The organism is Streptomyces sp. NPDC014894 (assembly GCF_043080985.1).
Classification (GTDB): Bacteria; Actinomycetota; Actinomycetes; order Streptomycetales; family Streptomycetaceae; genus Streptomyces.
Genome location: NZ_JBIBWD010000001.1, coordinates 773,541 through 798,431, shown reverse-complemented (window position 1 = coordinate 798,431; position 24,891 = coordinate 773,541). Strand labels below are relative to the sequence as shown.

Sequence of the window (24,891 nt, the reverse complement as noted above, 5' to 3'; positions counted from 1 at the left end):
GTACGCCCTACCGCCCCGCGGCCGCCCACTCGCGCTGGACCGCCAGATCGGCCTTGACCTCGGCGAGCTGGACCGCCACGGCGGAGGGAGCCGTACCGCCGCGTCCGTCGCGGGACGCCAGCGCGCCCGGGACGTTGAGGACCGTGCGGACCTCCGGCGTCAGATGTCCGGAGATCTTGGCGAACTCCTCGTCGGTGAGCTGGTCCAGCTCGATGCCCCGGCTCTCGCACTCCTTGACGCACTCGCCCGCGACCTCGTGGGCGACCCGGAACGGCACGCCCTGGCGGACCAGCCACTCCGCGATGTCGGTGGCGAGCGAGAAGCCGGCCGGGGCCAGCTCCTCCATCCGCTCCCGGTGGACGGTGAGGGTGGCCATCATCCCGGTGAAGGCCGGCAGGAGCACCTCCAGCTGGTCGCAGGAGTCGAAGACCGGCTCCTTGTCCTCCTGGAGGTCCCGGTTGTACGCCAGCGGGAGCGCCTTCAGCGTCGCGAGCAGGCCCGTGAGATTGCCGATGAGCCGGCCGGACTTGCCGCGCGCCAGCTCGGCGATGTCCGGGTTCTTCTTCTGCGGCATGATCGAGGAGCCGGTGGAGAAGGCGTCGTGGAGGGTGACGAAGGAGAACTCCTTCGTGTTCCAGATGATGATCTCCTCCGCGATCCGGGAGAGATTGACGCCGATCATCGCGGTGATGAAGGCGAACTCCGCCGCGAAGTCCCGGGAGGCCGTGCCGTCGATCGAGTTGGCCGCCGAGCCGCGCTCGAAGCCCAGATCGGCCGCGACCGCCTCGGGGTCGAGCCCGAGCGAGGAGCCGGCCAGCGCGCCGGAGCCGTACGGGGAGACCGCCGTCCGCTCGTCCCACTGGCGCAGCCGCTCGGCGTCCCGCGAGAACGCCTGGACATGGGCGAGCACATGGTGGGCGAAGAGCACGGGCTGGGCGTGCTGGAGATGCGTGCGGCCGGGCATCGCCACGTCCGGATGGGCCTCGGCGAGGCCGACCAGCGCGCCCTGGAGCTCCGCGATCAGACCGCCGACGATCCGGGCGTGGTCGCGCAGATACATCCGGAAGAGCGTGGCCACCTGGTCGTTGCGGGACCGGCCGGCCCGCAGCTTGCCGCCGAGATCGGGGCCGAGCCGCTCCAGCAGCCCCCGCTCCAGGGCGGTGTGGACGTCCTCGTCCGCGACGGTCCCCACGAACGCGCCGGAGGCGACGTCGGTCTCCAGCAGATCGAGTCCGGCGGTCATCCGGGCGAGTTCGTCGTCGGTGAGCAGTCCCGCCGAGCGCAGCACCCGGGCGTGGGCGCGGGAGCCGGCGATGTCGTACGGCGCGAGACGCCAGTCGAAGTGGACGGAGGCGGAGAGCGCCGCCAGCGCCTCGGCGGGGCCGTCGGCGAATCGGCCGCCCCAGAGCCGTACGTCACCGTTGTTGCTGCTCACTGCTGAAGCTCCTCGGACGAGTGGATGTGCGGCCGTTGCCCCTGGCCCGGCCGGGCGGCCGCCGCCCCGTCGCTGGGAGCGGGGCGGCGGAGGCGACCCGGTGCGGGTCAGGCGAGGTCGCGCCGGGCGGCGATCTTCGAGGAGAGGCCGAAGATCTCGATGAAGCCCTGCGCCTTGGACTGGTCGAAGGTGTCGCCGGTGTCGTAGGTGGCGAGGTTGAAGTCGTACAGCGACTCGTCCGACTTCCGGCCGGTGACGACGGCGCGGCCGCCGTGCAGGGTCATCCGGATGTCGCCGGTGACGTGCTGGTTGGCCTCGTTGATGAAGCCGTCCAGGGCGCGCTTGAGCGGGGAGAACCACAGGCCGTCGTAGACCAGCTCGCCCCAGCGCTGCTCGACCTGGCGCTTGTAGCGGGCCAGCTCGCGCTCGACGGTGACGTTCTCCAGCTCCTGGTGGGCGGTGATCAGCGCGATCGCGCCGGGCGCCTCGTACACCTCGCGGGACTTGATGCCCACGAGGCGGTCCTCGACGATGTCGATGCGGCCGATGCCCTGGGCGCCGGCCCGCTCGTTGAGCTGCTGGATCGCCTGGAGGACGGTGACGGGCCTGCCGTCGATGGCGACCGGGACGCCCGCCTTGAAGGAGATGACGACCTCGTCGGCCTCGCGCGGCTCGGCGGGGTTGGAGGTGTACTCGTAGACGTCCTCGATGGGCGCGTTCCAGATGTCCTCCAGGAAACCGGTCTCCACGGCCCGTCCGAAGACGTTCTGGTCGATGGAGTACGGCGACTTCTTGGTGGTGACGATCGGGAGCTGCTTCTCCTCGCAGAAGGCGATCGCCTTGTCCCGGGTCATCGCGTAGTCGCGGACGGGGGCGATGCACTTCAGGTCGGGGCCGAGGGCCGAGATGCCGGCCTCGAAGCGGACCTGGTCATTGCCCTTGCCGGTGCAGCCGTGGGCGACGATGCCGGCGTTGTGCTTCTTCGCGGCGGCGACCAGGTGCTTGACGATGGTGGGCCGCGAGAGCGCGGAGACCAGCGGATAGCGGTCCATGTAGAGGGCGTTGGCCTTGATCGCCGGGAGGCAGTACTCGTCGGCGAACTCGTCCTTGGCGTCGGCGACCTCGGCCTCGACGGCACCGCAGGCGAGGGCGCGCTTGCGGATGACGTCCAGGTCCTCGCCGCCCTGGCCGACGTCCACGGCGACGGCGATGACCTCGGCGCCCGTCTCCTCGGCGATCCAGCCGATGGCGACGGAGGTGTCCAGACCGCCCGAGTAGGCGAGTACGACGCGCTCGGTCACGGGATTCTCCTTACGGTGCATTCGGTGATGGAATAAGTATGCAAGCTTCCGCATGATTCGTCAACGCCTTCCTTCGGGGGACGGTGGCGGGCGGCGGGGCACGGGCACACGCGGGGGCGCACGCCGGAGCACGGCGGGCGACCGAAGGATGGACAGGACCGCCCCGAGCGCGGCCGCGGGCGGACAATCGACCGATGGGACAGCGCTATGAACGCATCGAGGGCCGGATCCGCGATTTCATCGAGCGGCAGCCCGTCTTCTTCACCGCGACCGCTCCGCTGAGCGGCGACGGACATGTCAACCTCTCCCCCAAGGGCCGCGCCGGCAGCCTCGTCGTCCTCGACGGGCTGACCCTCGCCTATCTCGACTTCGGCGGCAGCGGCGCGGAGACCATCGCCCATCTGCGGGAGGAGGGGAACGGGCGGATCACCCTGATGTGGTGCGCCTTCTCCGGGCCGCCCAAGGTGCTGCGGGTGCACGGCGACGGCGAGGCGGTCTTCCGGGACGATCCGCGCTGGGCCGGGCTGATCGAGCGGTTCGGGGAGGCGGACGGGCCGAGCGCGCGGGCCGTCGTCCTGGTGCGCGCCCGCCGGATCAGCGACGCCTGCGGATTCGCGGTGCCGTTCATGGACTACCGGGAGGAGCGGACGCAGCACGCGGAGCACTTCGGGCGGAAGTCGGACGAGGAGTTCGCCGCGTACTGCGAGAAGAAGGAGCATGTGGGCGTGAGCCTGGACGGGCTGCCCGCGCTGCCGCTGCCGCTGCCCCCGCGCACCGGCTGAGCGGAGGCGACACGAGGGGCCCGCACCTGGCGTCCAGGTGCGGGCCCCGTCGTACCGCCTCGGGCCCCCTCGTACCAGGTCGGGCCCGGTCGGGAGGAAAGGGCTCAGCGGTCCTTCTGCGCCAGCCCCAGCAGATGATCGGCCAGGGCCTGCCCGCCGGTCGGATCGCGGCTGATCAGCATCAGGGTGTCGTCGCCCGCGATGGTGCCGAGGATGTCGTGGAGTTCGGCCTGGTCGATGGCCGAGGCGAGGAACTGGGCCGCGCCCGGCGGGGTGCGGAGCACCACCAGATTGGCGGACGCCTCCGCGGAGATCAGCAGCTCGCCGGAGAGCCGCCGCATCCGCTCCTCCTTCGCCGACTCGCCGAGAGGGGCCTGCGGGGTGCGGAAACCGCCCTCGCTGGGCACCGCGTAGATCAGCTCGCCACCGGTGTTGCGGATCTTCACCGCGCCCAGCTCGTCGAGGTCCCGGGAGAGCGTCGCCTGGGTGACGCTCAGCCCGTTGTCCGCGAGGAGCTTCGCCAGCTGGCTCTGGGAGCGCACCGGCTGCCGGTTGAGGATGTCCACGATCCGACGGTGGCGGGCCATACGGGTCTGCGGCACCGCGGGCCCACCCTGCTCGGAGTCCTGCGCCTCGGTCATCGTCGTCTCATTCTCCGGTTAGTCCTGTCCCGTCCCGCTCGTAGACCGTGTCGAGAACGCCGGGCAGGGCCCGGAGAAACGCGTCCACGTCCGCCTCACCGATGATCAGCGGCGGCATCAGCCGTACGACATCGGGGGCCGGGGCGTTCACCAGGAAGCCGGCGCTCTGAGCCGCGAGCTGCACCTGAGGCGCGAGGGGCTCGTTGAGCACGATACCCAGCAACAGGCCCGCGCCACGGACATGGGAGACGAGGTCGTGTCCGAGAGATTCCACTCCGTCCCGGATCCTCTCCCCCGCTCGTTTGACCTGGTCGAGCACTCCGTCGGCCGCGAGGGCGTCCAGCACGGCGAGTCCGGCGGCGCACGCGACGGGGTTGCCGCCGAAGGTGGTGCCGTGCTGGCCGGGCCGCAGCAGCTCGGCGGCCGGGCCGAAGGCGAGCGTCGCACCGAGCGGCAGGCCGCCGCCCAGCCCCTTGGCGAGGGTGACCACATCGGCCTCGACGCCGTCCGCCTGGGCGGCGAACCAGTGGCCGGTCCGGCCGATGCCGGTCTGGACCTCGTCCAGGACGAGGAGCGTGCCGGTGGCGCGGGTGATCTCCCTGGCCGCCTCCAGATAGCCGGGCGGCGGGACGACGACGCCGTTCTCGCCCTGGACGGGCTCCACGATCACCAGGGCGGTGTCCGCGGTGACGGCGGCGCGCAGCGCCTCGGCGTCCCCGTACGGGACATGGGTGACCTCGCCGGGCAGCGGCAGGAACGGGTCCCGCTTGGCCGGCTGGCCGGTCAGCGCGAGCGCGCCCATGGTGCGGCCGTGGAAGCCCCCGGAGGTCGCGACCATATGGGTGCGGCCCGTCAGCCGGCCGATCTTGAAGGCGGCCTCGTTGGCCTCGGCCCCGGAATTGCAGAAGAAGACGCGTCCGGGCCGGCCGGAGAGCTGGATCAGCCGCTCGGCGAGGGCGATGGGCGGCTCGGCGGCGTAGAGGTTGGAGACATGGCCGAGGGATGCGATCTGGCGGGAGACGGCCTCGACCACGGCGGGGTGGCCGTGGCCCAGCGCGTTCACGGCGATGCCGCCGACGAAGTCGGTGTACGCGGCGCCGTCGGCGTCCACGACCCGGGCGCCCTCGCCGCTGACCAGGGCGAGGGGCGGGGTGCCGTAGTTGTCGGCCATCACGCCCCGCCAGCGCTGGGCGAATTCCTGATTGGTCACTGCTTCCCCTCCGTGACGAAACGGTCGTCGGGTACGACCATCGTGCCGATGCCCTCGTCGGTGAAGATCTCCAGCAGGATGGAGTGCGGCACCCGGCCGTCGATGACCCGGGCGGTGTTGACCCCGTTGCGCACGGCGAAGAGGCAGCCCTCCATCTTGGGGACCATCCCGCTGGAGAGGTCGGGCAGCAGCTTCTCCAGCTGGGTGGCGGTGAGCCTGCTGATCACCTCGTCGCTGTTCGGCCAGTCCTCGTAGAGGCCCTCGACGTCGGTGAGCACCATCAGGGTTTCCGCGCCAAGCGCCGCAGCGAGTGCCGCAGCCGCCGTATCAGCATTGACGTTGTAGACATGGCCGTCGTCCTCCGCGCGGGCGATGGAGGAGATGACCGGGATCCGGCCGTCCTCCAGCAGCGCCGTGACGGCGCCGGTGTCGATCCGGGTCACCTCGCCGACCCGGCCGATGTCGACCGGTTCGCCGTCGATGAGCGGCAGATGCTTGGTGGCGGTGATGGTGTGCGCGTCCTCGCCGGTGAGTCCGACGGCGAGCGGGCCGTGCTGATTGAGCAGCCCGACCAGCTCGCGCTGCACCTGGCCGGCGAGCACCATCCGTACGACGTCCATCGCCTCGGGCGTGGTGACCCGCAGCCCCGCCTTGAACTCGCTGACCAGGCCCTGCTTGTCGAGCTGGGCGCTGATCTGCGGGCCGCCGCCGTGGACGACGACCGGCTTGAGGCCGGCGTGGTGGAGGAAGACGACGTCCTGGGCGAAGGCCGCCTTCAGGTCCTCGTCGACCATGGCGTTGCCGCCGAACTTGACCACCACGGTCTTGCCCTGGTGCCGGGTCAGCCAGGGCAGCGCCTCGACCAGGATCCGGGCCTTGGGCAGCGCGGTGTGCTTGCGCGCGGGAGTCTGGGGGCCGCTCATGAGCTGTACGCGCTGTTCTCGTGGACGTAGTCCGCGGTGAGGTCGTTGGCCCAGATCACGGCGGACTCGGAGCCGGCCGAGAGATCCGCGGTGATCTTCACCTCGCGGTAGCGCATGTCGACCAGGTCCCGGTCGTCGCCGACGCTGCCGTCGCGGCAGACCCAGACGCCGTTGATGGCGACATTGAGCCGGTCGGGCTCGAAGACGGCCCCGGTGGTGCCGATGGCGGAGAGCACCCGGCCCCAGTTGGGGTCCTCGCCGTGGATGGCGCACTTCAGCAGGTTGTTGCGGGCGATGGAACGGCCGACCTCGACGGCGTCGTCCTCGGTGGCCGCGCCCACGACCTCGATACGGATGTCCTTGGACGCGCCCTCGGCGTCGCCGATGAGCTGGCGGGCCAGATCGTCGCAGACGGCCCGGACGGCCTCGGCGAAGTCCTCGTACTCCGGGACCGTGCCGGAGGCGCCCGAGGCCAGCAGCAGCACGGTGTCGTTGGTGGACATGCAGCCGTCGGAGTCGACGCGGTCGAAGGTGGTGCGGGTGGCGGCGCGCAGCGCCTTGTCGAGGTCGGCGCTCTCCAGGTCGGCGTCGGTGGTGAGGACGACGAGCATGGTGGCGAGGCCGGGGGCGAGCATGCCCGCGCCCTTGGCCATGCCGCCGACGGTCCAGCCGTCGCCCTGCCGGACGGCGGTCTTGTGGACGGTGTCGGTGGTCTTGATCGCGATCGCGGCCTTCTCGCCGCCGTACTCGGACAGTTCCTCGGCCGCCCGGCCGATGCCCGGGAGCAGCTTGTCCATGGGCAGCAGCAGACCGATCAGCCCGGTGGAGGCGATCGCGATCTCGCCGGCGCTGTGGCCCGGGAGGACCTCGGCGGCCTTCTCGGCGGTGGCGTGGGCGTCCTGGAAGCCCCGGGGGCCGGTGCAGGCGTTGGCGCCGCCGGAGTTCAGCACGACGGCCGTGACCGCGCCGCCCTTGAGGACCTGCTCGGACCAGAGGACGGGGGCGGCCTTGACGCGGTTGGAGGTGAAGACGCCCGCGGCGGCGCGGCGCGGACCGTCGTTGACCACGAGGGCCAGGTCCGGATTGCCGTTCTCCTTGATTCCGGCGGCGATGCCCGCCGCCGTGAATCCCTTCGCTGCCGTGACGCTCACGGTGCCACTCCGATCGTAGAGAGTCCTGTGGTCTCGTCGAGGCCCAGGGCGATGTTCATGCTCTGCACCGCTCCGCCCGCGGTGCCCTTGGCGAGGTTGTCGATGGCGCTGATCGCGATGATCCGGCGGGCGCTCTCGTCGTACGCGACCTGGATCTGCGCGGCGTTGGACCCGTACACGGACGCGGTGGCGGGCCACTGTCCCTCGGGGAGCAGCCGGACGAAGGGCTCGTCGGCGAGGGCCTTCTCGTAGGCGGCGCGCACGTCCTGGGCGGTGACGCCCGGCCTGGCCCGCGCGGAGCAGGTGGCGAGGATGCCGCGGGCCATGGGCGCGAGGGTCGGGGTGAAGGAGACGGTGACCGGCTCCCCCGCGACCGCGCTGAGGTTCTGGATCATCTCCGGGGTGTGCCGGTGCCCGCCGCCGACGCCGTACGGGGTCATGGACCCCATCACCTCGGAGCCCAGCAGATGCGCCTTGGGGGCCTTGCCCGCGCCGGAGGTCCCGGAGGCGGCGGTGATCACCGCCTCGGGCTCGGCGAGGGCCGCCGCGTAGGCCGGGAAGAGCGCCAGCGAGACGGCGGTCGGATAGCAGCCGGGCACGGCGATCCGCCGGGTCCCCGTGAGCGCCGCGCGTCCGCCCGGCAGCTCGGGCAGCCCGTACGGCCAGCTGCCGGCGTGCTCCGAGCCGTAGAAACGCTCCCAGTCGGCGGCGTCCGTGAGCCGGAAGTCGGCGCCCATGTCGATGACGAGGACATCGTCGCCGAGCTGCTCGGCCACGGCCGCGGACTGCCCGTGCGGCAGCGCGAGAAAGACGACGTCGTGCCCGGCCAGCACCCCGGCCTCGGTCGGCTCCAGCACCCGCCCGGCCAGCGGGGGCAGATGCGGCTGAAGCCCGCCGAGCGTCTGCCCGGCGTTGGAATGCCCGGTGAGCGCGCCGATCTCGACTCCGGGGTGCCCCAGCAGCAGCCGGAGCACCTCCCCGCCCGCATAGCCGCTCGCGCCCGCCACTGCTGCTCGTACCGCCATCGAACCCTCCTTGTCGACGGCATGACTATACGCAGGGCTGCACTTTTATGCAATGGAGTGGTGAAGGTCGGATACGGGTCCGCCGGGGCCGGGTCCGCGAGGCGACAGGGCGGGCGACCGGCGGGGCGACGGGGCCGGGTCCGCGAGGCGGCGACCGGCGGGGCCCGGCCTTCGGGACGGCCAGTGGACACAGGCCCCCCAGGACGGCGACACCGCGACGGCGGGGCGGGGCGAGCCGGGCAGGCGGGCCCGCCGCTCCGCCGAGGACCGGGCGGTGATCGCCGCAGCCCCGCCCCCCGGCCCGCGCCGGACGCCCGGACCCCGGAGCGTCAGTCGCCCACGGCGGAGCGGGCCCCGTCCAGCACCGAGTCGAGCAGCCCGGGGAAGCGCGCGTCCAGGTCGCCGCGCCGCAGCCGCACCAGCCGGGAGCGGCCCTGGACGGTGGTGAGGGTGACGCCCGCCTCCCGCAGCACCCGGTAGTGGTGGGACAGCGTGGTCTGGTGGACGTCCAGATCGCCGCCGAGGCCGTTGCAGCTGTCCTCGCCGGTCATGGCGAGCCGTTGGACGAGTTCCAGTCGCACCGGATCGGCGAGCGCCCGCAACACCTCCACCAGCTGGATCGCCTCGGTGGCCGGCTGGGGCAGCTCGCGCATGGCTTCTCTCCGTCCGTGAGGGGCCCACTCTAATCACTCATTGATACATGGACAAGCATCCATGCATCACTTACGGTGCCGGTCATCCACCTCCGCGACACTCGTGAAAGGCGGCACCATCCGTGCTGAGGAGACTCCTCCCGCCGGCCGTGGCGACGTTCGCCGTCGGCGCCGACGGCACCGTCATCGCCGGTCTGCTCCCCGCGATCGCCGCCGACCTGGACGTATCCGTCCCCGCGGCCGGTCAGCTGGTGACGGTCTTCGCGCTGACGATGGCGCTGTCGGCGCCGGTCATGGGGGCGTTCACCAGCGCCCTGGACCGGCGGTCGGCGCTGCTGATCGCCCTGACCGTGTTCGTGATCGGCAACGTCGCGACCGCGCTGGGGACCAGCTACGGGGCGGTGATGGCGGCCCGTGTCGTCACCGCCGTGGGAGCGGGCGTCATCACCTCCGCCGCCTCCAGCGCCGCGGTCGCCATGGCGCCGCCGGAGCGCCGCGGCCGAGCCCTGGCCTTCGTCCTGGGCGGCCTGACGCTGGCGTCCGCGCTGGGGCTTCCCCTCGGCGCTCTCATCGGCCGTGCCGACTGGCACCTCGCCCTGTGGTCCGTCGCCGGGGCCGGTCTGCTGGCGGCCGTCGGCATCGCCGTCGGCCTTCCCAGGATCCCGCTCCCCGCCGCCTCGCTGACCGATCGTCTGCGGCCCCTCAAGCAGGGCCGCGTACTGGCGCTGCTGGCGGTGACCTCCCTCGCCTTCCTCGGCGCCTACACCCTCTACACCTACATCGGCCCGGCGCTGCGGGGGCCCGCCGGGGGCGACGACTCACTGCTGACGCTGATCCTGCTGGCCTCGGGCGTCGGCACCCTGGCCGGGAACATCGCCGCCGGACGCCTGGTCGACCGCCATGACCCCGGCCGCGTCCTCACCGCCGCCCTCGCCCTCGCGACCCTCACCCTGGCGCTGACCCCGCTGGCGACCCGCGCCCTCGCGCCCACCGTGATCTGGGCCGTGGTCTGGGGCATGACCATCGGCGTCATCGTCGTCCCCCAGCAGCACCGGCTCGTCTCCCTCGGTTCCACCGCCGCCGCACCGGTCCTGCTCGGCCTCAACTCCGCCGCGCTCTACCTCGGAATGGCGCTGGGGGGCGGATTCGGCGGGCTGGCGCAGAAGTGGCTCGGACTCGCCCCGTCCGAACTCGGACCGGCAGCCGCCGGCGTCACCGCCCTGGCTCTCCTCTGGGACGTGGGAGCCAACCGCCGCGCGGCGGCGTCCGCCCCCGCGACACGGAAACCGGCTCCGGCCGCCCCGGAGAGGCCCGCGGCGTGACCCGCCGTGCGGCCCGCCGCGTGACCGTCGCGAGGTGGCCGTCAATCCGCCGATCCGGGGTTTTCGCGCCGGTTGGCGAGGAAGCGCGCCTTCTTCTGGCGATTCCCGCAGGTGTTCATGTCGCACCATTTGCGGGTGCGGCTCCGGCTGGTGTCGAAGAAGGCGGCCCGGCAGGTCGGCGACGCGCACAGGGCCAGCCTTCCGTCCCGTTCGCCCGCGATGACGCCGATCGCGTCGGCGGCGATCACGCCGAGGGCGTCTTCCACGCAGGAGGCCTGGCCGAGCCGCCAGCGCCGCTCGCCCCCGGGCGTCAGGATCGCCGCGGCCCGGCCCCGGGCGCTGCGGTCGTTGATGACCCGGACGGCGGACGCGGGAAGGGCGTCCCGGAGCGCGGCCGCTGTCGCGGCGGCGTGAATCGACTCCCGCAGCTCCCGGGCGAGATCGAGCTGGGCGGCGGTGCAGGAGTCCACGGCGAGGCCGCTCACGGTCAGCCAGTCGGCGAGCCGGCCGGGCGTGGGAACGCGCTCCACGGCGTCGCCATGACGCTCCGACAGAGTCCCCGTGAAGCTGGTCGCCAGCACGTTGCCGAGGCGGAAGTCAGGGAACCCAGCAAACATGGAACCACCTTAGCGGGTTGCCGTGTCGCTCGAAGAGCTGCTAGAACCGGCATAGCCGGTTCTACGATGGCCTGGAGGTCTCATGCCCCGTCCGACCAACGATGTGCGGGCGTTCGAAGCCCGCGCGACCGACGCCGACCTCGACGATCTGCGCGCGCGACTGGCCGCGGCGCGGCTGCCGGAGGCCGAGACGGTCCATCGCGCCGCGACCGGGCGCGGCCGGTGGGCGCAGGGCGTTCCGCTCGCCGACCTGGTCGATGTCGTGGACTACTGGCGCACCGGGTACGACTGGCGGTCGTTCGAGGAGCGCCTCGACCGCGTCGGCCAGTTCCGTACGACCATCGGCGGTCTGGGAATCCACTTCCTGCACCGCCGGTCCGCGCGCGCGGACGCCACTCCCCTGATCGTGACGCACGGCTGGCCGGGCAGCATCGCCGAATTCATCGACGTGGTGGACGAGCTGGCGGATCCCGAGGACGCGGACGCCCCGGCGTTCCATGTCGTGATCCCGTCGCTGCCGGGCTTCGGCTACAGCGACCGGCCGGCCGCCACCGGGTGGGGAACGGAGAGGATCGCGGCCGCCTGGGTGGAGCTGATGGGACGGCTCGGCTACCGCGAGTTCCTGGCCCACGGCGGCGACTGGGGAGGCAACATCACCACGGTTCTCGGCGGCAGGTTCCCGGCGCACGTTCTCGGCATCCACACCACGTTCGCGGAGGGGCCGCCCGGGGCGACGACGGACGGGCTGACGCCGGTCGAACGCGAATGGGCCGAGGAGACCCGCGATTTCTGGCACCGCCGCGCGGCGTACGCGAAGCAGCAGGCGACCCGGCCGCAGACCATCGGCTACTCGCTCGTCGACTCGCCGGTCGGGCTTCTCGCCTGGATCCTCGACAAGTTCGCCGAGTGGTCGGACACCGAGGACAGCCCCTTCGAGACGATTTCCCGGGACCGCGTGCTCGACGACGTCACTCTCTACTGGCTGACGCGGACCGGCGCGTCGGCGGCGCGCATCTACTACGAGAGCCACAACTCGCTCGACCCAAAGCTCCGGGTCGACGTCCCGGCGGCCATCACCATGTATCCCCGCGACATCGAGAAGTGCCCGCGCCCCTGGGCGCAGGAGCGATACCGGCGGATCGTCCGATGGGGATCGCCCCGGCGCGGAGGGCATTTCCCCTCGCTGGAGGTTCCCGACCACTTCGTCGCCGATCTGCGGGAGGGCCTCGCGGCGGTGCTGGCCGCTCGCCGGTGAGCGCGCCCCGGCGACCCGTGCGCGACGAGAGGGACCGGGTCCGCCCCCGGCCCGTGCCGGGGCCGGGGGGGCGGACGGACCGGGGCTCAGCCCTTGACGGACTCCGCGATCCGCCGCGCGGCCTGGGCGGGAGTGAGGTCAGTGGTGTCGACGACCTCGGCCTCGGCGTGCAGCCAGGTGCGGGCCGCCTCGGCGTACGGCTCCAGATACCGGAGCCGGAACGGGGAGTCGGGGCCGAGCACGGTGTCGCCCGCGATCCGCGCGCGCAGGGCGGCCCGGTCCGCGTGGAGGACGAAGTGCCGCACCGGGATGGAGTGCTGGGCGAGGCCCGCGCTGATCTCCCGCCAGTACTCCTCGACCAGGACGGTCATGGGCATCACCAGGGTGCCGCCGGTGTAGTCGAGCACCCGGCGGGCGGTCTCGACGACCAGCGGCCGCCACGGCGGCCAGTGCTGGAAGTTGTCCGTCCCCGGCAGCCCGGGCGTGATGTCCATGAGCGTCTCGCCGACCTTCTCCGCGTCGAACACCCGTGAGTCCGGGAGCAGCGCCTGCACAAGCGCGCTGGTCGTCGTCTTGCCCGCGCCATGGGTTCCGTTGAGCCATACGATCATGCGCCCGACGCTAGCCGCACACGGTGCGCGGGCCGGTGCCGACCGCGTCACAGAACCGATACGGCGACGGACCGGCAGGGACCGGTACGGCTTCGGCGTCCGGCACGGCCCAAGGGGGCCATGACCACAAGAGCCCCGCCAACCGGCGGATCCTGGCGGGCCGGTCCGGCATGGTGCCGGGCCGGGGCGCGGCGGGCCCGGATGCTGAGGGTCCTCCGACCGCGCGGGAGCCGCCATGGACGAGCCGAGCCCTCACGACGCCGGGCGAGAGGCGGCGGCGAACGCGCGCCCCGACCCGCCCGGCCAGCCCGCGGTCATCGGCATCGCGCTCGCCGCGGTGCTGACGGCCGCCTTCGCGCAGGGCTCCTGGCAATGGTTCTCCACCTACATCGGGGTGACCCTGCTCGCCCTGGTCCTCATCTTCTACCGGCTGCCGGCCCGCACGCCCGGCCCCGGATCGGCGTACGCGCGGAATCTGATCGCGTACGCGATGGTCGTCGGACTGTGCGTCGCCATCGCCCTGGCCCCCGCGCTGCAACGCCGGGCGTGGCTGTTCCCGATGCCGGGCACGCGCGACGAGTGCCCGGCGCTGGGCGCGTACGCGGCCGTCCGGGCCGAGGCGGCGCTCGGGGATCTGGCCGACCGCGACCCGGCCGCCCTGGCCCGCGCGCGGGAGGCCCAGCGGCACGAGGCCGTCGCCGACTGCCTGTCGGCCACGACGACCCTCTGGCTGCCGGTGTACGGGGCCGGGGCCGCGGTCCTGGCGGGGCTGGGCGCGTGGGCCCTGGACCGGGCTCGGACGAGGAAGGGGAAGGGGACGGCCGCTGCCCCGGGGAACGCGCCGTAGGGCTGTGCCGCCCGGCGGCCGGCGGCGGAGAACCGCGGTCCGGCCCTCGTGCGTCGGCGGCGAGCCGTCGGGACCGGCGAATCCGAGCGCTCGGCCCGGTCCGTCGGCGCGTTTCGGCCGACGACCGGTCCCGGCTCACGCCACGGGCAGGCGGGCGGGCGGGGCGAGTCGGCGCGCCCGGCCGTGACCGCCGGACGCACCCGGGCGGCGTGCCTCCGGCGGACGGCTGACCGGGGCGACTGGTCGCACGGCCGGGCCTCTCCCCCGTATCGGCGGCGCGCGTCCCGCCGCCCGGGCGCGCGTTCCCGTACGCGTGCGGCCGACCCCGGCGGTCCCGTACGCCCAAAACCGGCGAACCGCCCGTGCCCGTCGGGCACCGGCACCGCGCGAGCGGCCCGGCCGGTGGTGGGCGTGCCGCCGGGGGCACCGGGGGCCCGGCCCGTCGCGCTCGTACCGCCGGGAGCGCGGGCGGCCCGGACCGGGTGTCCTCGGGCGGGGGCCGGGGGATCGACGCGCTCGGCCTCGGCGACGGCGCGGTGCGCGGACGGCACGCCTCGCACGGTGGCCGGCGCGCCGGCCTGAACCGGGGCTTCCCCTCCCTGGGCCCCCGAAGCCCTGGGGCTCCCGGGGCGGAGACGGGCGCTGCCGGTGATCCTCGCCCCAGGGGGAGGATCACCGGCAGCGGGGCCGGCTCCGCGTGCGCGCCGGTGCGGGCGGCGTCGCGCGGGAAGGCGGAAGGAACGGGAGGCGTCGCGCGGTGAGGCGGGGAGCGGGAGACGTCAGTCGCGGGCCTCGGCGTCGCGCGCTGCGTTCTTCTCCTTGATGCGCACGGCCTCCTTGCGGACCTCGGCCTGGGTGGCGCGCTCCTTCTGGAGCCACTCGGGGCTGTCCTTCTTCAGCGCCTCGATCTGTTCGGTGGTGAGCGGCTCGGTGACTCCGCCGCGGGCGAGGCCCGCGATGGAGACGCCCAGCTTCGACGCGACCACCGGGCGGGGGTGCGGTCCGTTGCGGCGCAGCTCCTGGAGCCACTCCGGGGGATCGGCCTGGAGCGCACTCAACTCGGTGCGCGAGACGACGCCCTCCTGGAACTCGGCGGGGGTGGCCTCGAGGTACACACCCAGCTTCTTCGCCGCGGTCGCGGGCTTCATCGTCTGGGCGGTCTGGTGCGACTTCATGCTGTCCAGGGTATCGAGCGTGTGCGGCCCCGCCGACCACGACGGGTAACCTGGCGGAGTGACAGGCTCGGAAACATCCCCTTCGTTCCGGCTGGCGTATGTCCCGGGAGTCACGCCCACGAAGTGGGTGCGCATCTGGAACGAGCGGCTGCCCGACGTCCCGCTGACCCTGGTCCCGGTGACCGCGGCCGAGGCGTTCGACGTGCTGCGCGGCCCCGGCGCGGACGCCGGTTTCGTCCGGCTGCCGGTCGACCGGGCCGATCTCAGCGCGATCCCCCTCTACACCGAGACCACGGTGGTCGTGGTCCCGAAGGACCATCTCGTGGCGGCGGTGGAGGAGGTGTCCGTCGACGATCTCGCCGACGACATCGTGCTGCACCCCCTCGACGACACCCTCGGCTGGGAGCGGCTGCCGGGGAAGCCCGCGATCGAGCGCCCGGCCACGACGGCGGACGCCGTCGAGCTGGTGGCGGCGGGGGTGGGCGTGCTCGTGGTCCCGCAGTCGCTGGCCCGGCTGCACCACCGCAAGGACCTCACCTACCGGCCGGTCTCGGGCGCGCCCGAGTCGCGGGTCGCGCTGTCGTGGCCGCAGGACGAGACGACGGACCTGGTCGAGGACTTCATCGGGATCGTGCGGGGCCGGACGGTGAACAGCTCACGCGGCCGTCCGACCCCGGCGCAGCCGAAGGAGAAGTCCTCCGCCGGCGCCCGGCGGAAGCCCGCGCCCGGGAAGACGGGCGGCAAGCCGTCCGGCCGGGGTGCGGGAGGCGCCAAGGGCGCAAAGGGCGGCAAGAGCGTCAAGGGCGCCCAGCGTGGAAAGCCGCGCCGCCGGCCGTAGCGGCGATCCGCGCCCCGGCCGGACGGCCGGTCGCGTCGCCTGACCGGCTCCGCGATCCCGGGGTACGGGACGGTCGGCCCGGCCGGTGGTGCCGTCACGGGCGCGGCGGCAGCCTCCGTGCCTTGACCGTGTAGTTCGTACGGACGGCCGGCTCGCCGTCGGGGCCGGTCAGGGCGTGCTCGTGGGTGTCGCAGACGAGTACGTCCCAGGCTCCGGGCTCCAGCCGGAGCGAGGCCAGGACCTGCTCCGGAGTGGGGAACTCCACATCGGGGTGCGGGCCGGGCTGCCAGGACGGGAAGCCGGTGTGGCCGACGATCAGCAGGACGCCGCCGGGAGCGACGGCCGCCGCGGCGCTCCGCAGGACCTCTTCGCGGGGCAGCTCGGCGAGGGAGTGCAGAAACTGCGCGGAGACCAGATCGAAGACGCCGGCCGGGAACGATGTGCCGAGATCGTGGTGCCGCCAGTCGATCAGGTCCGCGACTCCGGCGCGCTCCGCGTGTCCGGCCGCGCGGCCGAGGGCGACGCGGGAGACGTCGGCGGCGGTGACGCGCCAGCCGTGCCGGGCGAGCCAGACCGCGTCGCCGCCCTCGCCGCAGCCGAGGTCGAGGACGGTGCCGGGCGGCAGTCCGGCGGTCTCCCGGACCAGGGCGGCGTTGGGCTCGCCGCTCCATATCCGGTCGCTCTCGCGGTAGAGACCGTCCCAGAAGGCTTCGGGTGAGGCTGTTTCGGTCATGGGTGAGCGCCTTTCGCCAGGGGTGGGGGCGGGCCCGCCCGTACCGGACGGCCGTGGGCCGAGGTGTCGCTCACGCGGGTCGCCGCCGGCCGGTGCCCACCCTGCGCGGGCCGGCGACGGCTTGACAAAGTTATTTGCCGGGACGGCAAATGGAGGCATGGGCGATGACAGCTTCACGGAGGTGCTGACCGGCGTCGGGCCGCGGCTGCGGGCGCTGCGCAAGGCGCGCGGGGTGACTCTGGCCGGGCTCAGCGAGCTGACGGGCATCTCCCTGAGCACGCTCTCACGGCTGGAGTCGGGGCAGCGCGAACCGGCCCTGAGGCTGCTGCTCCCGCTGGCCAAGGCGTACGGCCTCCCCCTGGACGAGCTGGTCGGCGCGCCGCAGACCGGCGATCCGCGCGTCCACCCCCGGCCCTTCACCCGGTACGGCCACACCTGGATTCCCCTGACGCGGCATCTCGGCGGTCTGCACGCCTACAAGCAGGTCCTCCCGGCGCCGCCCGAGGGCCGGGAGGCCGGCCGCGACCGGCCGGAGCAGGGCGCGCACGAGGGGTACGAGTGGCTCTATGTCCTCTCCGGCCGGCTGCTGCTCGCGCTGGGCGAGCACGATCTCGTCCTCACCGCGGGCGAGGCCGCCGAGTTCGACACCCGTACACCGCACGGATTCGCGAACGCCGGGGACCGGCCGGTCGAGTTCCTCGCCCTCTACGGGGCCCAGGGCGAGCGGATGCATGTGCGCGTCCGCCCCGGCGGCGGGTGACGCGCCGGGGCGGCGGGGCCTTTCGAGGAGCGGGGGCGGTCAGGCCGGGTCGGGGTGGTACCGGCCGGCCTTGTAGTCGGCGAAGAGGGTGTACTCCACGGTCGCGGAGCCGGTCCGCCCGGCGGTGTCCTTCTCCACCGGTTCGAGGTTCACGAGGGCGTACTCGCTGTACCCGTCGAAGTCGCCGGGACCGTCGGCGACTCCGATGTGGATGGGGGTCTCGTCCGGCAGGGTCAGGAGGGCTTCCCGGAGCCGCCCCGCAGTCCACACCGCGGGGGCGTGGTCGAAAGTGTCAGCCATGGCGCGAGGCTACCCACCGCCCGGCGCCGAAGCGCGCTCCCGCGCCGCACGCCGCGCCCGCCCGCCGAAGTCACCCGTGTGCCGCCGGGAGGCCGGGGGCCCGAGAGACCGGGGCCTCGGGGGACCCCGCCGCCGGTCTGACTATCTTGGCGGGATGCAGCCACCGCAGCCTCACAACGCCCCCGCCCCGAGCGCCGCTTCCCCTTCCCCTTCCGCATCCGGCTCCGGCTCCGGCTCCGGCTCCGGCTCCGGCTCCGGCTCCGGCTCCGGCGCGGCCCCGGCGGCGTGTCGGACCCGTCGTCGTCGCGCTGGCGGCGGGGCTGCTGGTCGGCGGCGGGGGTGTCGGGGCGGTGTGGGCGCTCGGCGACGACAGGTCTCCCGTGCCGGCGAACGGCGCGGCGGGCGACGCGCGGGACGCCTGTCAGGCGCTCGCGGGACTGGACACGGCGAAGTGGGGCCGTAAGGGCGCGGCGGGCGACATCGCCTTCAACCGGTACGCGGCGGCCGGGGTGCTCTCCACCGCGGCGGCGGCCGGGGACGCGACGTACAAGCCGCTCGCCGAGGCCGTGCGGATGTCGCAGATACACCACCGGCAGTCCTTCGACTTCGACGAGAAGACGCGGGAGAAGCTGCGGGAGGCGCGCCGTGTCTGCGAAGGGCTCTGGTGAGCGGGAGCGGCGGTGTCAGGGGGAGATCGTCCTGGCGATCCATCCCGCGTGGGCGGGCGTCAGGGTCCAGACGCCCGTGCCGGGGGCGCAGCGCGGATCGGCGTCGCCGTCGCCGGAGGTGACGCCGACGAGTTCCCAGCGGCCGTTCGCGCCGCGCTGGATCTGCGGGCCGCCCGAGTCCCCGCCGCAGGCCATGGCGTGGGGGTCACGGCCGACGGCGCACAGTTCGCGGCCGGCGTCGAGGCCGCGGCAGTCGCTGTCGGCGGCCCTGCGGGTGTCCAGTTCGCGGAGGCGTTCGGGCAGCGGTCCGGGGCCGTCGGCGACGGCGCCCCAGCCGAGGACGCGGGCGGGCGCGCCGACCGGCCCGGCGCCGCGGGCGAGGGGGACGGGCCGGTGGGCGGTGGGGCGGTCCAGGCGGATCAGGGCGATGTCGTTTCTGACGACGGGACCGCCGGGGCCGGCGGACTCCGTCTCCAGGACCCGGTCCGGGTGGGGCACGGTCCGGTCGACGGCCCGGAGGTCGCCGCCCTTCGTACGGTGGTCGCCGCCGACCCGGACCGTTCCGGCGGGCCCGCCGTGCGGGCCGTCGACGCAGTGGGCGGCGGTGACGACCCATCGGGGGCTGATGAGGGAGCCTCCGCAGTGCGCGCCGCCCTTCAGCGGGACGGAGACCATGAACGAGTACCGCTGGGTGGCCTTCTCGCCGTTGACGATCGCGGCCGCAGGGGCGGCGGCGATGAGCGCGGCGGCCAGTCCGAGGGCGGCGGCCGCGGCTCGGACCCGCCGCCCGGCCGAGGCGGACGGTCCGCGCCGGGCCGGAGTTCGGCTGCCGGGGGTGCTGGGCACGGTGGTCGTCCCTTCGTCGGGCGTACGGAGGTCCCGCGGGCGCGCGGGAGCCCCGGGTGCGCGGGAATCCGTGAGGTGTACGGAAGTCCCTCGGGTGTACGGAGCCGGCGGCCGGGCGGCCCGCGCCGGCGGCGTCCTCCTCCCCTCCGCGTGCCCGATCCGACGGGATCGACCCCCTCCGTCTCGACTCTCGGCGGGCCGCCGGAGAAATCTCCGGAGAAACTTCGGACGGGGTGTCGATCCGGCGGTCTCCCGTTCGACGCACCAGTGAGAGGCGGGGAGAGACCCCGCCCCGAATCGAGGAGACACCGTGCCGCGCTTTCTGACGATGATCCGTATCGACGAGCGGAACGCCCCCGAAGCCCCCGGCGGCGACTGCGACGAGCGGATGGGCGAGCTGCTGGAGGAGATCACCAGGGCCGGCGTGATGCTGGACACCGCCGCGCTCGCCCCGACCTCCGAGGGGACCCGGGTCACCTGGTCCGGGGGTGCGCTGAGCTACACCGACGGGCCGTTCACCGAGGCCAAGGAGGTCGTCGGCGGCTACTCGATCATCCAGGCCAAGGACCGGGCCGAGGCCGTGGAGTGGGCGAAGCGGTTCCTGGAGGTCCACGACGAGCGGTGGACCCTCACCGCCGAGGTCCGCGAGATCGCCGAGGGCTGATCCGCCGCGCGGGTGCGTGTGACCCGCGCGGGCACGCGTACGCCGCACGGCCGCACGTGCGCGTACGCGCGCAGTGACCGCCGGCGGGGGCGGGCGCTCCTCGTCCCGGGAGCGCGCGCCCCGCCGTCGCGGCCGGTGGTCCGGCCGGGGCTCATTCCGCCGGGGACGGCTTCTTGAAGACCTCGTGGACCGCCAGGTAGTTCTCCTGCCCGTGGCCGTCGGCCATCGCCCGGCGGGCGATGTCCAGCATCAGCCGGGGCTGGTCGGCGTGGACGCCCTGCTCCTTCGAGGTGCGGACGATGTGCTCCAGCGCCTGGATGTTCATGGCCAGGGTGCCCAGGTCGCCGGGGTAGTTCCCCGCGTCCAGGTCGGGGGCGCTCTGGGCGAGGGACGGGTTGACGACCACCGTCGGCATGAACCAGCCGAGGGCGAGTTCGGCGAAGTCGACCGCCGTGACGCCCGCGGAGCCCACCAGGGCGTTGGCGTGCAGATAGCCGTTCATGGTCGCGTACATCATTTCGAGCAGCGCCGTGTTGTAGAGGACCGCGAGCCCCGCGTCGGGGCCGAGGTGGCGCGGATCGCCGAGGCTCGCGAGCGTGGCCCGGTGGCGTTCGAAGAGGTCCTGGGGGCCGCTGTAGAGGAAGACGGCCCCGGGGTCTCCGACCAGCGGCGGCGGGACCATGATCGCGCCGTCGAGGTAGTCGACTCCGCGCTCCGCCGCCCAGCGGGCCGCCGCGCGCGCCTCCTCGGGCGTGCCCGAGTTCAGATTCACCAGGGTGCGGCCGCGCAGGGCGCCGGCCGCAGGGGCGAGGATCTCGTACAGAGTGTCGTAGTCGTTGACGCAGACGACGGTGACGGGGCTCGCGGCCACCGCGTCGGCGACGGTGGCCGCGAGCCGCGCGCCCCGGGAGACGAGTCCCTCGGCCTTCGCCGGGGTGCGGTTCCAGACGGTCAGGGGGTGGTCGCGGGTCAGCAGGGTCTCGGCGATCGCGAGGCCCATGGGGCCCAGGCCGACGGCGGTAACGGGGCTGGTGGACAGGGTGGTTGAAAGCTGTGGTGTCATGAGCGCCACGCTAAAGTCTCACATTGGTGTGAGAGTCAACCCGACATTCGAGGATGATCGTCAGATGCGTATCGGGGACCTGTCCCGGCGGACCGGGGTCAGCCCCCGGCTGCTGCGTTACTACGAGGAGCAGGGGCTGCTGACGCCCGTGCGGCAGCCCAGCGGGTATCGCGAGTACGCCGAGGAGGATGTGATCACCGTGCGTCATGTGCGCACGCTGCTGGCAGCCGGGCTGCCCACCCACGCCATCGCGGAGCTGCTGCCCTGCATGGTGGAGGGGCTCGGCGGGCTGGCCCCGGGATGTCCGGGCATGCTGCCCGATCTGTACCGGGAACGGGACCGGATCGACGCCGCCGTGGCCGATCTGCTGGCCGCGCGGGCGGCGCTGGACACCGTCATCACGGCGACGCCGCCCGTGGAGTGGACGGACGAGACGGAGTGCGCCGTGCCGGGCGGCGGACCGGTCGGCCCGCCGCCCGGGGGTGCGCTCAGCCGCTGAGGAGCGCGGCCGGGGGTGCGCTCGGTCGTTCGGGAACGCGGCCCGGGGGCGCGGTCGGCTGTCGGGAGCGCGGCCCGGGAGCGCTCCGGCCGTTCGGGGGCGCGGCCCGGAGAGCGCGGTCAGCCGTTCAGAAGCTCGGCCAGCCGCCGCCAGTCCTCCACCGGGAAGTTCGTGGGCATCCGCCCGGCGCCGAACGCCTCGGCGGACTCGCCGTCCCAGATCTGGAGGGCGAGATGGTCGGCGCCCGCGTCGCGGAAGGCGCGCAGCCGGGCGGCGATCGCGTCGTCTTCGCCCCAGGCGACGAGTGCGTCCACCAGCCGGTCGCTGCCGCCGTCGGCGACGTCGTCCTCGGTGAATCCGGAACGCAGCCAGTTGTTCACGTAGTTGGGCAGCGTGAGATAGACGGCCAGCCCGGCGCGGGCGATCTCCCGGGCCCTGGCCGGATCGCTCTGGGGCACCACCGTCACCTCGGGCGCCAGCAGCCGGTCCGGGCCGAGCGCCTCGCGCGCGATCCGGGTGTGCTCCGGCGTCACGAGGTACGGGTGGGCCCCCGCGGCGCGGTCCTTGGCCAGGCCCAGCATCCGGGGCCCGAGGGCGGCGAGCACCCGGCCCTCCCGGGGCGCCGGCGGGGAGGCGGCGTCGAGGGCGTCGAGGAACTCCCCCATCCTCGCCACCGGCTTGGCGTAGACGCCGGCTCCGGCGCTCGCCACGAGCGGGGCGTGGCTGACGCCGATGCCGAGCAGCAGCCGCCCGCCGTACTGCTCCGTCAGCCGGGCGTACCGCTCCGCGACCGTCTTCGGCTCATGCATCCAGAGGTTGAGGATCCCGGTCGCCACGGTGATCCTTCCGGTGGCGGCGAGCAGCGCCTCCAGCCGGTCGAAAAGGCCCTTCCCGTCCGTGTCGGGGAGCCAGAGCGCGGTGTAGCCCAGCTCCTCCGCCCGTACCGCCGCCGCCGTGGCCGCGTCCGTCTCCGCGAACCGAAATCCCGTACTCCACAGTCCTGTACCGCTCAGGGGCATCGTCATGCGCGCCAGCCTAGACCGCGCCGCCGCGCCGTTCCGGGAGATCACGGAGGGATGATCGATATCGGTCCGGCCGGGGTGACACCGGGCTCCGAGAGGGGGCGCCGGGCCTCACCGGGGCGGGCCCGGCGGCCCCGGGATCGGCCTCACCGAGGCGGGCCCGGCGGGCGGAGCGGGCCTTTCTCGCAGCCGCGGAACGCCGCCCAGCAGACCGCCAGGGCCAGCGCGAACACGGGGAGCCAGGCGAGGCGGGCGAGGACCCAGCCGGCGGTGTCGGGCGGGGTGTGCAGGCCGGGGAGAGGGACGCCCGCGAGGAGGCCGAGGGCGGTGACGGCGATCATGGCGGTCTGGTGCCAGAGGAACACCGTCATCGCGGAGAGGTTCACCAGCGCGACCGCCGCCCAGAGGCGCGGACCGTTCAGCGCCCGTCGCAGCGGGCCGAGCAGCAGCAGGGCCGCGCCGCACTGGGCGAGGCCGAAGGCGACGGCGGCGAGGGTGGGCGGGCTCAGATTGGAGGCGCCGGCCCCGGGCACCCCGACCATGGCGGCCGGGTATCCGGCGAGGAGCACCAGGGCCGAGGCGGCGAGCGCGCCGCCGGTCAGCAGGGCCCAGCCGGTCGCGCGTCCGGGCGTTCCGCGGCGCGCCCACCGCGCGCCCAGGCAGTACGGCGTCAGCCAGGCGGCCACGAGATTGATCCAGCCGGACTCGGCGGGCCCGTCGAGTCCGTACCGGAGGAGGTCCACGAGGACGACGGCCGTCAGCGGCCACCCCGCGGGCGTCCGGGCGGCGAGCGGGGTGAGCACGGTGAGCGCGGCGAGGACCAGCAGGAACCAGAGCGGGGCCAGGACCAGCCGGACCAGGGCGTACACGGTCTCGTGGGCCGTTCCGGACGCGAGCATCGCGGCCGCCGCCGCGACCCATACCGCGAGGACGGCGAGCAGCGGGCGGAACAGCCGCTTCAGCCGGTTCGCGAGCCACTTCCGGTACGGCGTGCCCCGGGCGCGGGCGCGGTTCAGGCCGCGGGCGCTCAGCACCCCGGCGACCAGGAAGAACACGGCGAGGGTCTGGAGCGCCCAGGAGACCGGGGCCAGTTCGGGGAGCGCGGCCAGCGGGCTGGCGGTGCGGACGGCGCCGCTGTCGGCGACCAGTGCGGTGACCAGCCAGTGGCCGAGGACCACGCCGAGGACGGCGAACGCGCGCAGGGCGTCGAGGGCGCGGTCCCGGCCGGGCGGGGCAGCGGCCTCGATCCGGCGGACGAATCCGGGCAGGGCTCGGTCAGACATGGCCGGCCCGGCCGGAGGGGAGGGGGCGGGCGACGATCCGGGCGATGCTCCGCAGGGGCACGGAGCCGGGTCGCAGATAGTCGCCGTGGCCGCCGGAGCCCGCGTCGAAGATCCGGGCCCCGAACTCCTCGGACACCGGGTCGGTCCCGAATCCGACGGTGACGAACGGCAGACGCAGCCGGAGGTCGGGCACCTCGGCCACCCAGTCGCCGGTGGACCGGCCGGCCCAGACGGCGGCCCCGCCGCCCAGCCGGGCGGCGCGGTCGCCGTCGCCGCCGGTGCCGGGGCTGCCGTAGAGCACGATGTCGTCGACGGGCAGGCCGGGGGCGGCCCGGGCGCAGACCACCGAGCCGTACGAGTGGCAGAGCAGCGCGGTGCGGGCGGCGGGCAGGGCGGTGACCAGCTCCCTTACGAACCGGCGCAGTTCCGGGGCGGCGGCGTCGGCGCGGCCGGTGGTGAGCGCTTCGGGGCCGACCGTGGCCGGGGTCCGGTAGCCGAGCCAGGCGACGACGGCGGCGCGGTCCCCCAGCTCACGGCTGAGGGCGAGGGCGTCGGCCCGGAGCCGCCAGTAGTCGTCGAGGCTGGTGTCGGCCCCGGGGACCAGGACCGCGATCCGGTCGGCGGCCGCCGGTTCGCCGAAGACCTCGGCGCTGCGGCCGCCGTCGCGTCCGTCGAACGAGAGCAGCCTGCGCTCCGGTGCGGCCAGCGCGCGCAGCGCGGCGGCCCGGCGGTGGTCGCCGTGTCCGGCGGCCGTCCGCTCGGCGGCGCGGACGGCGGCCCGGTTGACCGCGTACCGCTCGCGCAGCGCCTCGGGGGTCGCCGCCGTCAGCGGCGCGAGCACGGGCGGCACGGGAGCCGGCACGGCACCCGGCCGCGCCGCCCCCGACACCGGCACGGCCACCGACGCCGCCAGCAGCGCCGCGATCAGAGCCCGCCGCGAACGGGCGAGACGGGGACGGGTACGGGACGCCATGAGTGGTCCTTCCATGCCGGAGCGGCTCTCGCCGGTGACGGACCCGAAGTTATGAACCGGCCCGCCTGGTCCGCGTCCCGCTGGGGAGCCCATCCGGGGGTGGCTCCGGGGTATGAGGGGTAGGGGGGCCGCCGCCTGGGGCGGGGGCTTCGCGCCCGGGCGGGCGACGGGGCGGGGCGGGCGACGGGGCGGCGGGCCCGCCGGGGGCCGGCTTCGGGGTGACGGTCCCGGGTCGGGGCGCCGTCTCCAGCCGTCGCGAGGGCGGTCGGGCGGCCGCGCGCGGACATCGCGTGC

27 protein-coding genes are annotated in these 24,891 nt (G+C 74.2%); 9 read left to right on the top strand and 18 right to left on the bottom strand.

Annotated features, from left to right (window positions below):
• Positions 1 to 7: 7 nt before the first annotated feature.
• Entirely contained in the window at positions 8 to 1,435 is a 1,428-nt protein-coding gene (gene argH / locus ACF089_RS03445) for an argininosuccinate lyase (RefSeq protein WP_392021131.1), read from the bottom strand.
• Positions 1,436 to 1,542: 107 nt separating this feature from the next.
• Positions 1,543 to 2,736: an argininosuccinate synthase gene (locus ACF089_RS03440; RefSeq protein ID WP_190124371.1), complete on the bottom strand. Its 1,194-nt coding sequence runs from the start codon at positions 2,734 to 2,736 to the stop codon at positions 1,543 to 1,545.
• Between the two features lie 194 nt (positions 2,737 to 2,930).
• Here ACF089_RS03440 and ACF089_RS03435 point away from each other — a divergent pair, with 194 nt between their 5' ends.
• Positions 2,931 to 3,518: a pyridoxamine 5'-phosphate oxidase family protein gene (locus ACF089_RS03435; protein ID WP_392021128.1), complete on the top strand. Its 588-nt coding sequence runs from the start codon at positions 2,931 to 2,933 to the stop codon at positions 3,516 to 3,518.
• A gap of 104 nt (positions 3,519 to 3,622) precedes the next feature.
• On the opposite strand, the gene ACF089_RS03430 is transcribed toward ACF089_RS03435, so the two are convergent.
• From ACF089_RS03430 to ACF089_RS03405, 6 genes are all read right to left on the bottom strand, one after another.
• Positions 3,623 to 4,159: an arginine repressor gene (locus tag ACF089_RS03430; RefSeq protein ID WP_392021125.1), complete on the bottom strand. Its 537-nt coding sequence runs from the start codon at positions 4,157 to 4,159 to the stop codon at positions 3,623 to 3,625.
• A gap of 7 nt (positions 4,160 to 4,166) precedes the next feature.
• Positions 4,167 to 5,330: an acetylornithine transaminase gene (locus ACF089_RS03425; RefSeq protein ID WP_392021617.1), complete on the bottom strand. Its 1,164-nt coding sequence runs from the start codon at positions 5,328 to 5,330 to the stop codon at positions 4,167 to 4,169.
• Positions 5,331 to 5,365: 35 nt separating this feature from the next.
• Positions 5,366 to 6,292: an acetylglutamate kinase gene (gene argB / locus ACF089_RS03420; RefSeq protein WP_392021122.1), complete on the bottom strand. Its 927-nt coding sequence runs from the start codon at positions 6,290 to 6,292 to the stop codon at positions 5,366 to 5,368.
• Positions 6,289 to 7,443 (bottom strand): bifunctional glutamate N-acetyltransferase/amino-acid acetyltransferase ArgJ, encoded by a 1,155-nt coding sequence (gene argJ / locus ACF089_RS03415; protein WP_392021119.1) that lies wholly within the window; start codon positions 7,441 to 7,443, stop codon positions 6,289 to 6,291. Before argJ ends, argB begins: the two co-directional genes overlap by 4 nt.
• Positions 7,440 to 8,468 carry an N-acetyl-gamma-glutamyl-phosphate reductase gene (argC, locus tag ACF089_RS03410; RefSeq protein ID WP_392021116.1) on the bottom strand — a complete coding sequence of 343 codons (1,029 nt, stop codon included), beginning with the start codon at positions 8,466 to 8,468 and terminating at the stop codon, positions 7,440 to 7,442. Before argC ends, argJ begins: the two co-directional genes overlap by 4 nt.
• Before the next feature lie 329 nt (positions 8,469 to 8,797).
• The gene (locus ACF089_RS03405) at positions 8,798 to 9,121 is read right to left on the bottom strand and encodes an ArsR/SmtB family transcription factor (protein WP_392021113.1); all 324 of its coding nucleotides are present in this window, start codon (positions 9,119 to 9,121) and stop codon (positions 8,798 to 8,800) included.
• A 122-nt stretch (positions 9,122 to 9,243) separates the two neighbouring features.
• Between ACF089_RS03405 and ACF089_RS03400 the strand changes: the two genes are divergently transcribed.
• Positions 9,244 to 10,443, top strand: a complete 1,200-nt coding sequence (locus tag ACF089_RS03400; RefSeq protein ID WP_392021111.1) for an MFS transporter — start codon at positions 9,244 to 9,246, stop codon at positions 10,441 to 10,443.
• A gap of 41 nt (positions 10,444 to 10,484) precedes the next feature.
• Here the strand turns inward: ACF089_RS03400 and ACF089_RS03395 are convergent, their stop codons facing one another.
• Complete coding sequence (locus ACF089_RS03395) at positions 10,485 to 11,060, bottom strand: CGNR zinc finger domain-containing protein (RefSeq protein ID WP_392021108.1); 576 nt, start codon at positions 11,058 to 11,060, stop codon at positions 10,485 to 10,487.
• Between the two features lie 82 nt (positions 11,061 to 11,142).
• Between ACF089_RS03395 and ACF089_RS03390 the strand changes: the two genes are divergently transcribed.
• Positions 11,143 to 12,315, top strand: a complete 1,173-nt coding sequence (locus tag ACF089_RS03390; protein ID WP_392021106.1) for an epoxide hydrolase — start codon at positions 11,143 to 11,145, stop codon at positions 12,313 to 12,315.
• Between the two features lie 86 nt (positions 12,316 to 12,401).
• On the opposite strand, the gene ACF089_RS03385 is transcribed toward ACF089_RS03390, so the two are convergent.
• A complete protein-coding gene (locus ACF089_RS03385) occupies positions 12,402 to 12,926 on the bottom strand; it encodes an ATP-binding protein (protein WP_392021103.1) in 525 nt (174 codons plus the stop codon).
• A 235-nt stretch (positions 12,927 to 13,161) separates the two neighbouring features.
• Between ACF089_RS03385 and ACF089_RS03380 the strand changes: the two genes are divergently transcribed.
• Positions 13,162 to 13,773, top strand: a complete 612-nt coding sequence (locus ACF089_RS03380; RefSeq protein WP_392021100.1) for a hypothetical protein — start codon at positions 13,162 to 13,164, stop codon at positions 13,771 to 13,773.
• Positions 13,774 to 14,552: 779 nt separating this feature from the next.
• Here the strand turns inward: ACF089_RS03380 and ACF089_RS03375 are convergent.
• Positions 14,553 to 14,948 (bottom strand): DUF5997 family protein, encoded by a 396-nt coding sequence (locus ACF089_RS03375; protein WP_392021096.1) that lies wholly within the window; start codon positions 14,946 to 14,948, stop codon positions 14,553 to 14,555.
• Positions 14,949 to 15,006: 58 nt separating this feature from the next.
• Between ACF089_RS03375 and ACF089_RS03370 the strand changes: the two genes are divergently transcribed.
• On the top strand, positions 15,007 to 15,786 hold the full coding sequence (locus ACF089_RS03370) for a LysR substrate-binding domain-containing protein (protein WP_392021093.1): 780 nt from the start codon (positions 15,007 to 15,009) through the stop codon (positions 15,784 to 15,786).
• Between the two features lie 94 nt (positions 15,787 to 15,880).
• Here the strand turns inward: ACF089_RS03370 and ACF089_RS03365 are convergent, their stop codons facing one another.
• The gene (locus ACF089_RS03365) at positions 15,881 to 16,519 is read right to left on the bottom strand and encodes an SAM-dependent methyltransferase (protein ID WP_392021090.1); all 639 of its coding nucleotides are present in this window, start codon (positions 16,517 to 16,519) and stop codon (positions 15,881 to 15,883) included.
• Between the two features lie 157 nt (positions 16,520 to 16,676).
• Between ACF089_RS03365 and ACF089_RS03360 the strand changes: the two genes are divergently transcribed.
• Entirely contained in the window at positions 16,677 to 17,279 is a 603-nt protein-coding gene (locus ACF089_RS03360; RefSeq protein WP_392021088.1) for a helix-turn-helix domain-containing protein, read from the top strand.
• A 39-nt stretch (positions 17,280 to 17,318) separates the two neighbouring features.
• Here the strand turns inward: ACF089_RS03360 and ACF089_RS03355 are convergent, their stop codons facing one another.
• On the bottom strand, positions 17,319 to 17,579 hold the full coding sequence (locus ACF089_RS03355; RefSeq protein ID WP_392021085.1) for a DUF6225 family protein: 261 nt from the start codon (positions 17,577 to 17,579) through the stop codon (positions 17,319 to 17,321).
• 380 nt (positions 17,580 to 17,959) lie between these two features.
• Here ACF089_RS03355 and ACF089_RS03350 point away from each other — a divergent pair, with 380 nt between their 5' ends.
• Positions 17,960 to 18,247, top strand: a complete 288-nt coding sequence (locus ACF089_RS03350) for a hypothetical protein (protein WP_392021081.1) — start codon at positions 17,960 to 17,962, stop codon at positions 18,245 to 18,247.
• A 15-nt stretch (positions 18,248 to 18,262) separates the two neighbouring features.
• On the opposite strand, the gene ACF089_RS03345 is transcribed toward ACF089_RS03350, so the two are convergent.
• On the bottom strand, positions 18,263 to 19,093 hold the full coding sequence (locus ACF089_RS03345) for a S1 family peptidase (RefSeq protein ID WP_392021080.1): 831 nt from the start codon (positions 19,091 to 19,093) through the stop codon (positions 18,263 to 18,265).
• Between the two features lie 310 nt (positions 19,094 to 19,403).
• Between ACF089_RS03345 and ACF089_RS03340 the strand changes: the two genes are divergently transcribed.
• Positions 19,404 to 19,757 carry a YciI family protein gene (locus ACF089_RS03340; RefSeq protein ID WP_392021078.1) on the top strand — a complete coding sequence of 118 codons (354 nt, stop codon included), beginning with the start codon at positions 19,404 to 19,406 and terminating at the stop codon, positions 19,755 to 19,757.
• 151 nt (positions 19,758 to 19,908) lie between these two features.
• On the opposite strand, the gene ACF089_RS03335 is transcribed toward ACF089_RS03340, so the two are convergent.
• The gene (locus ACF089_RS03335) at positions 19,909 to 20,820 is read right to left on the bottom strand and encodes an NAD(P)-dependent oxidoreductase (protein ID WP_392021075.1); all 912 of its coding nucleotides are present in this window, start codon (positions 20,818 to 20,820) and stop codon (positions 19,909 to 19,911) included.
• Between the two features lie 64 nt (positions 20,821 to 20,884).
• Here ACF089_RS03335 and ACF089_RS03330 point away from each other — a divergent pair, with 64 nt between their 5' ends.
• The gene (locus ACF089_RS03330; protein WP_392021072.1) at positions 20,885 to 21,319 is read left to right on the top strand and encodes a MerR family transcriptional regulator; all 435 of its coding nucleotides are present in this window, start codon (positions 20,885 to 20,887) and stop codon (positions 21,317 to 21,319) included.
• 119 nt (positions 21,320 to 21,438) lie between these two features.
• Here the strand turns inward: ACF089_RS03330 and ACF089_RS03325 are convergent, their stop codons facing one another.
• The 3 genes from ACF089_RS03325 to ACF089_RS03315 all read right to left on the bottom strand — a co-directional run bounded on the left by ACF089_RS03325 (position 21,439) and on the right by ACF089_RS03315 (position 24,597).
• Positions 21,439 to 22,344, bottom strand: a complete 906-nt coding sequence (locus ACF089_RS03325; RefSeq protein ID WP_392021070.1) for an LLM class F420-dependent oxidoreductase — start codon at positions 22,342 to 22,344, stop codon at positions 21,439 to 21,441.
• A gap of 143 nt (positions 22,345 to 22,487) precedes the next feature.
• Positions 22,488 to 23,624: an acyltransferase gene (locus ACF089_RS03320; RefSeq protein WP_392021069.1), complete on the bottom strand. Its 1,137-nt coding sequence runs from the start codon at positions 23,622 to 23,624 to the stop codon at positions 22,488 to 22,490.
• Positions 23,617 to 24,597, bottom strand: a complete 981-nt coding sequence (locus ACF089_RS03315) for an alpha/beta hydrolase (RefSeq protein WP_392021067.1) — start codon at positions 24,595 to 24,597, stop codon at positions 23,617 to 23,619. Before ACF089_RS03315 ends, ACF089_RS03320 begins: the two co-directional genes overlap by 8 nt.
• Positions 24,598 to 24,891 lie beyond the last annotated feature (294 nt).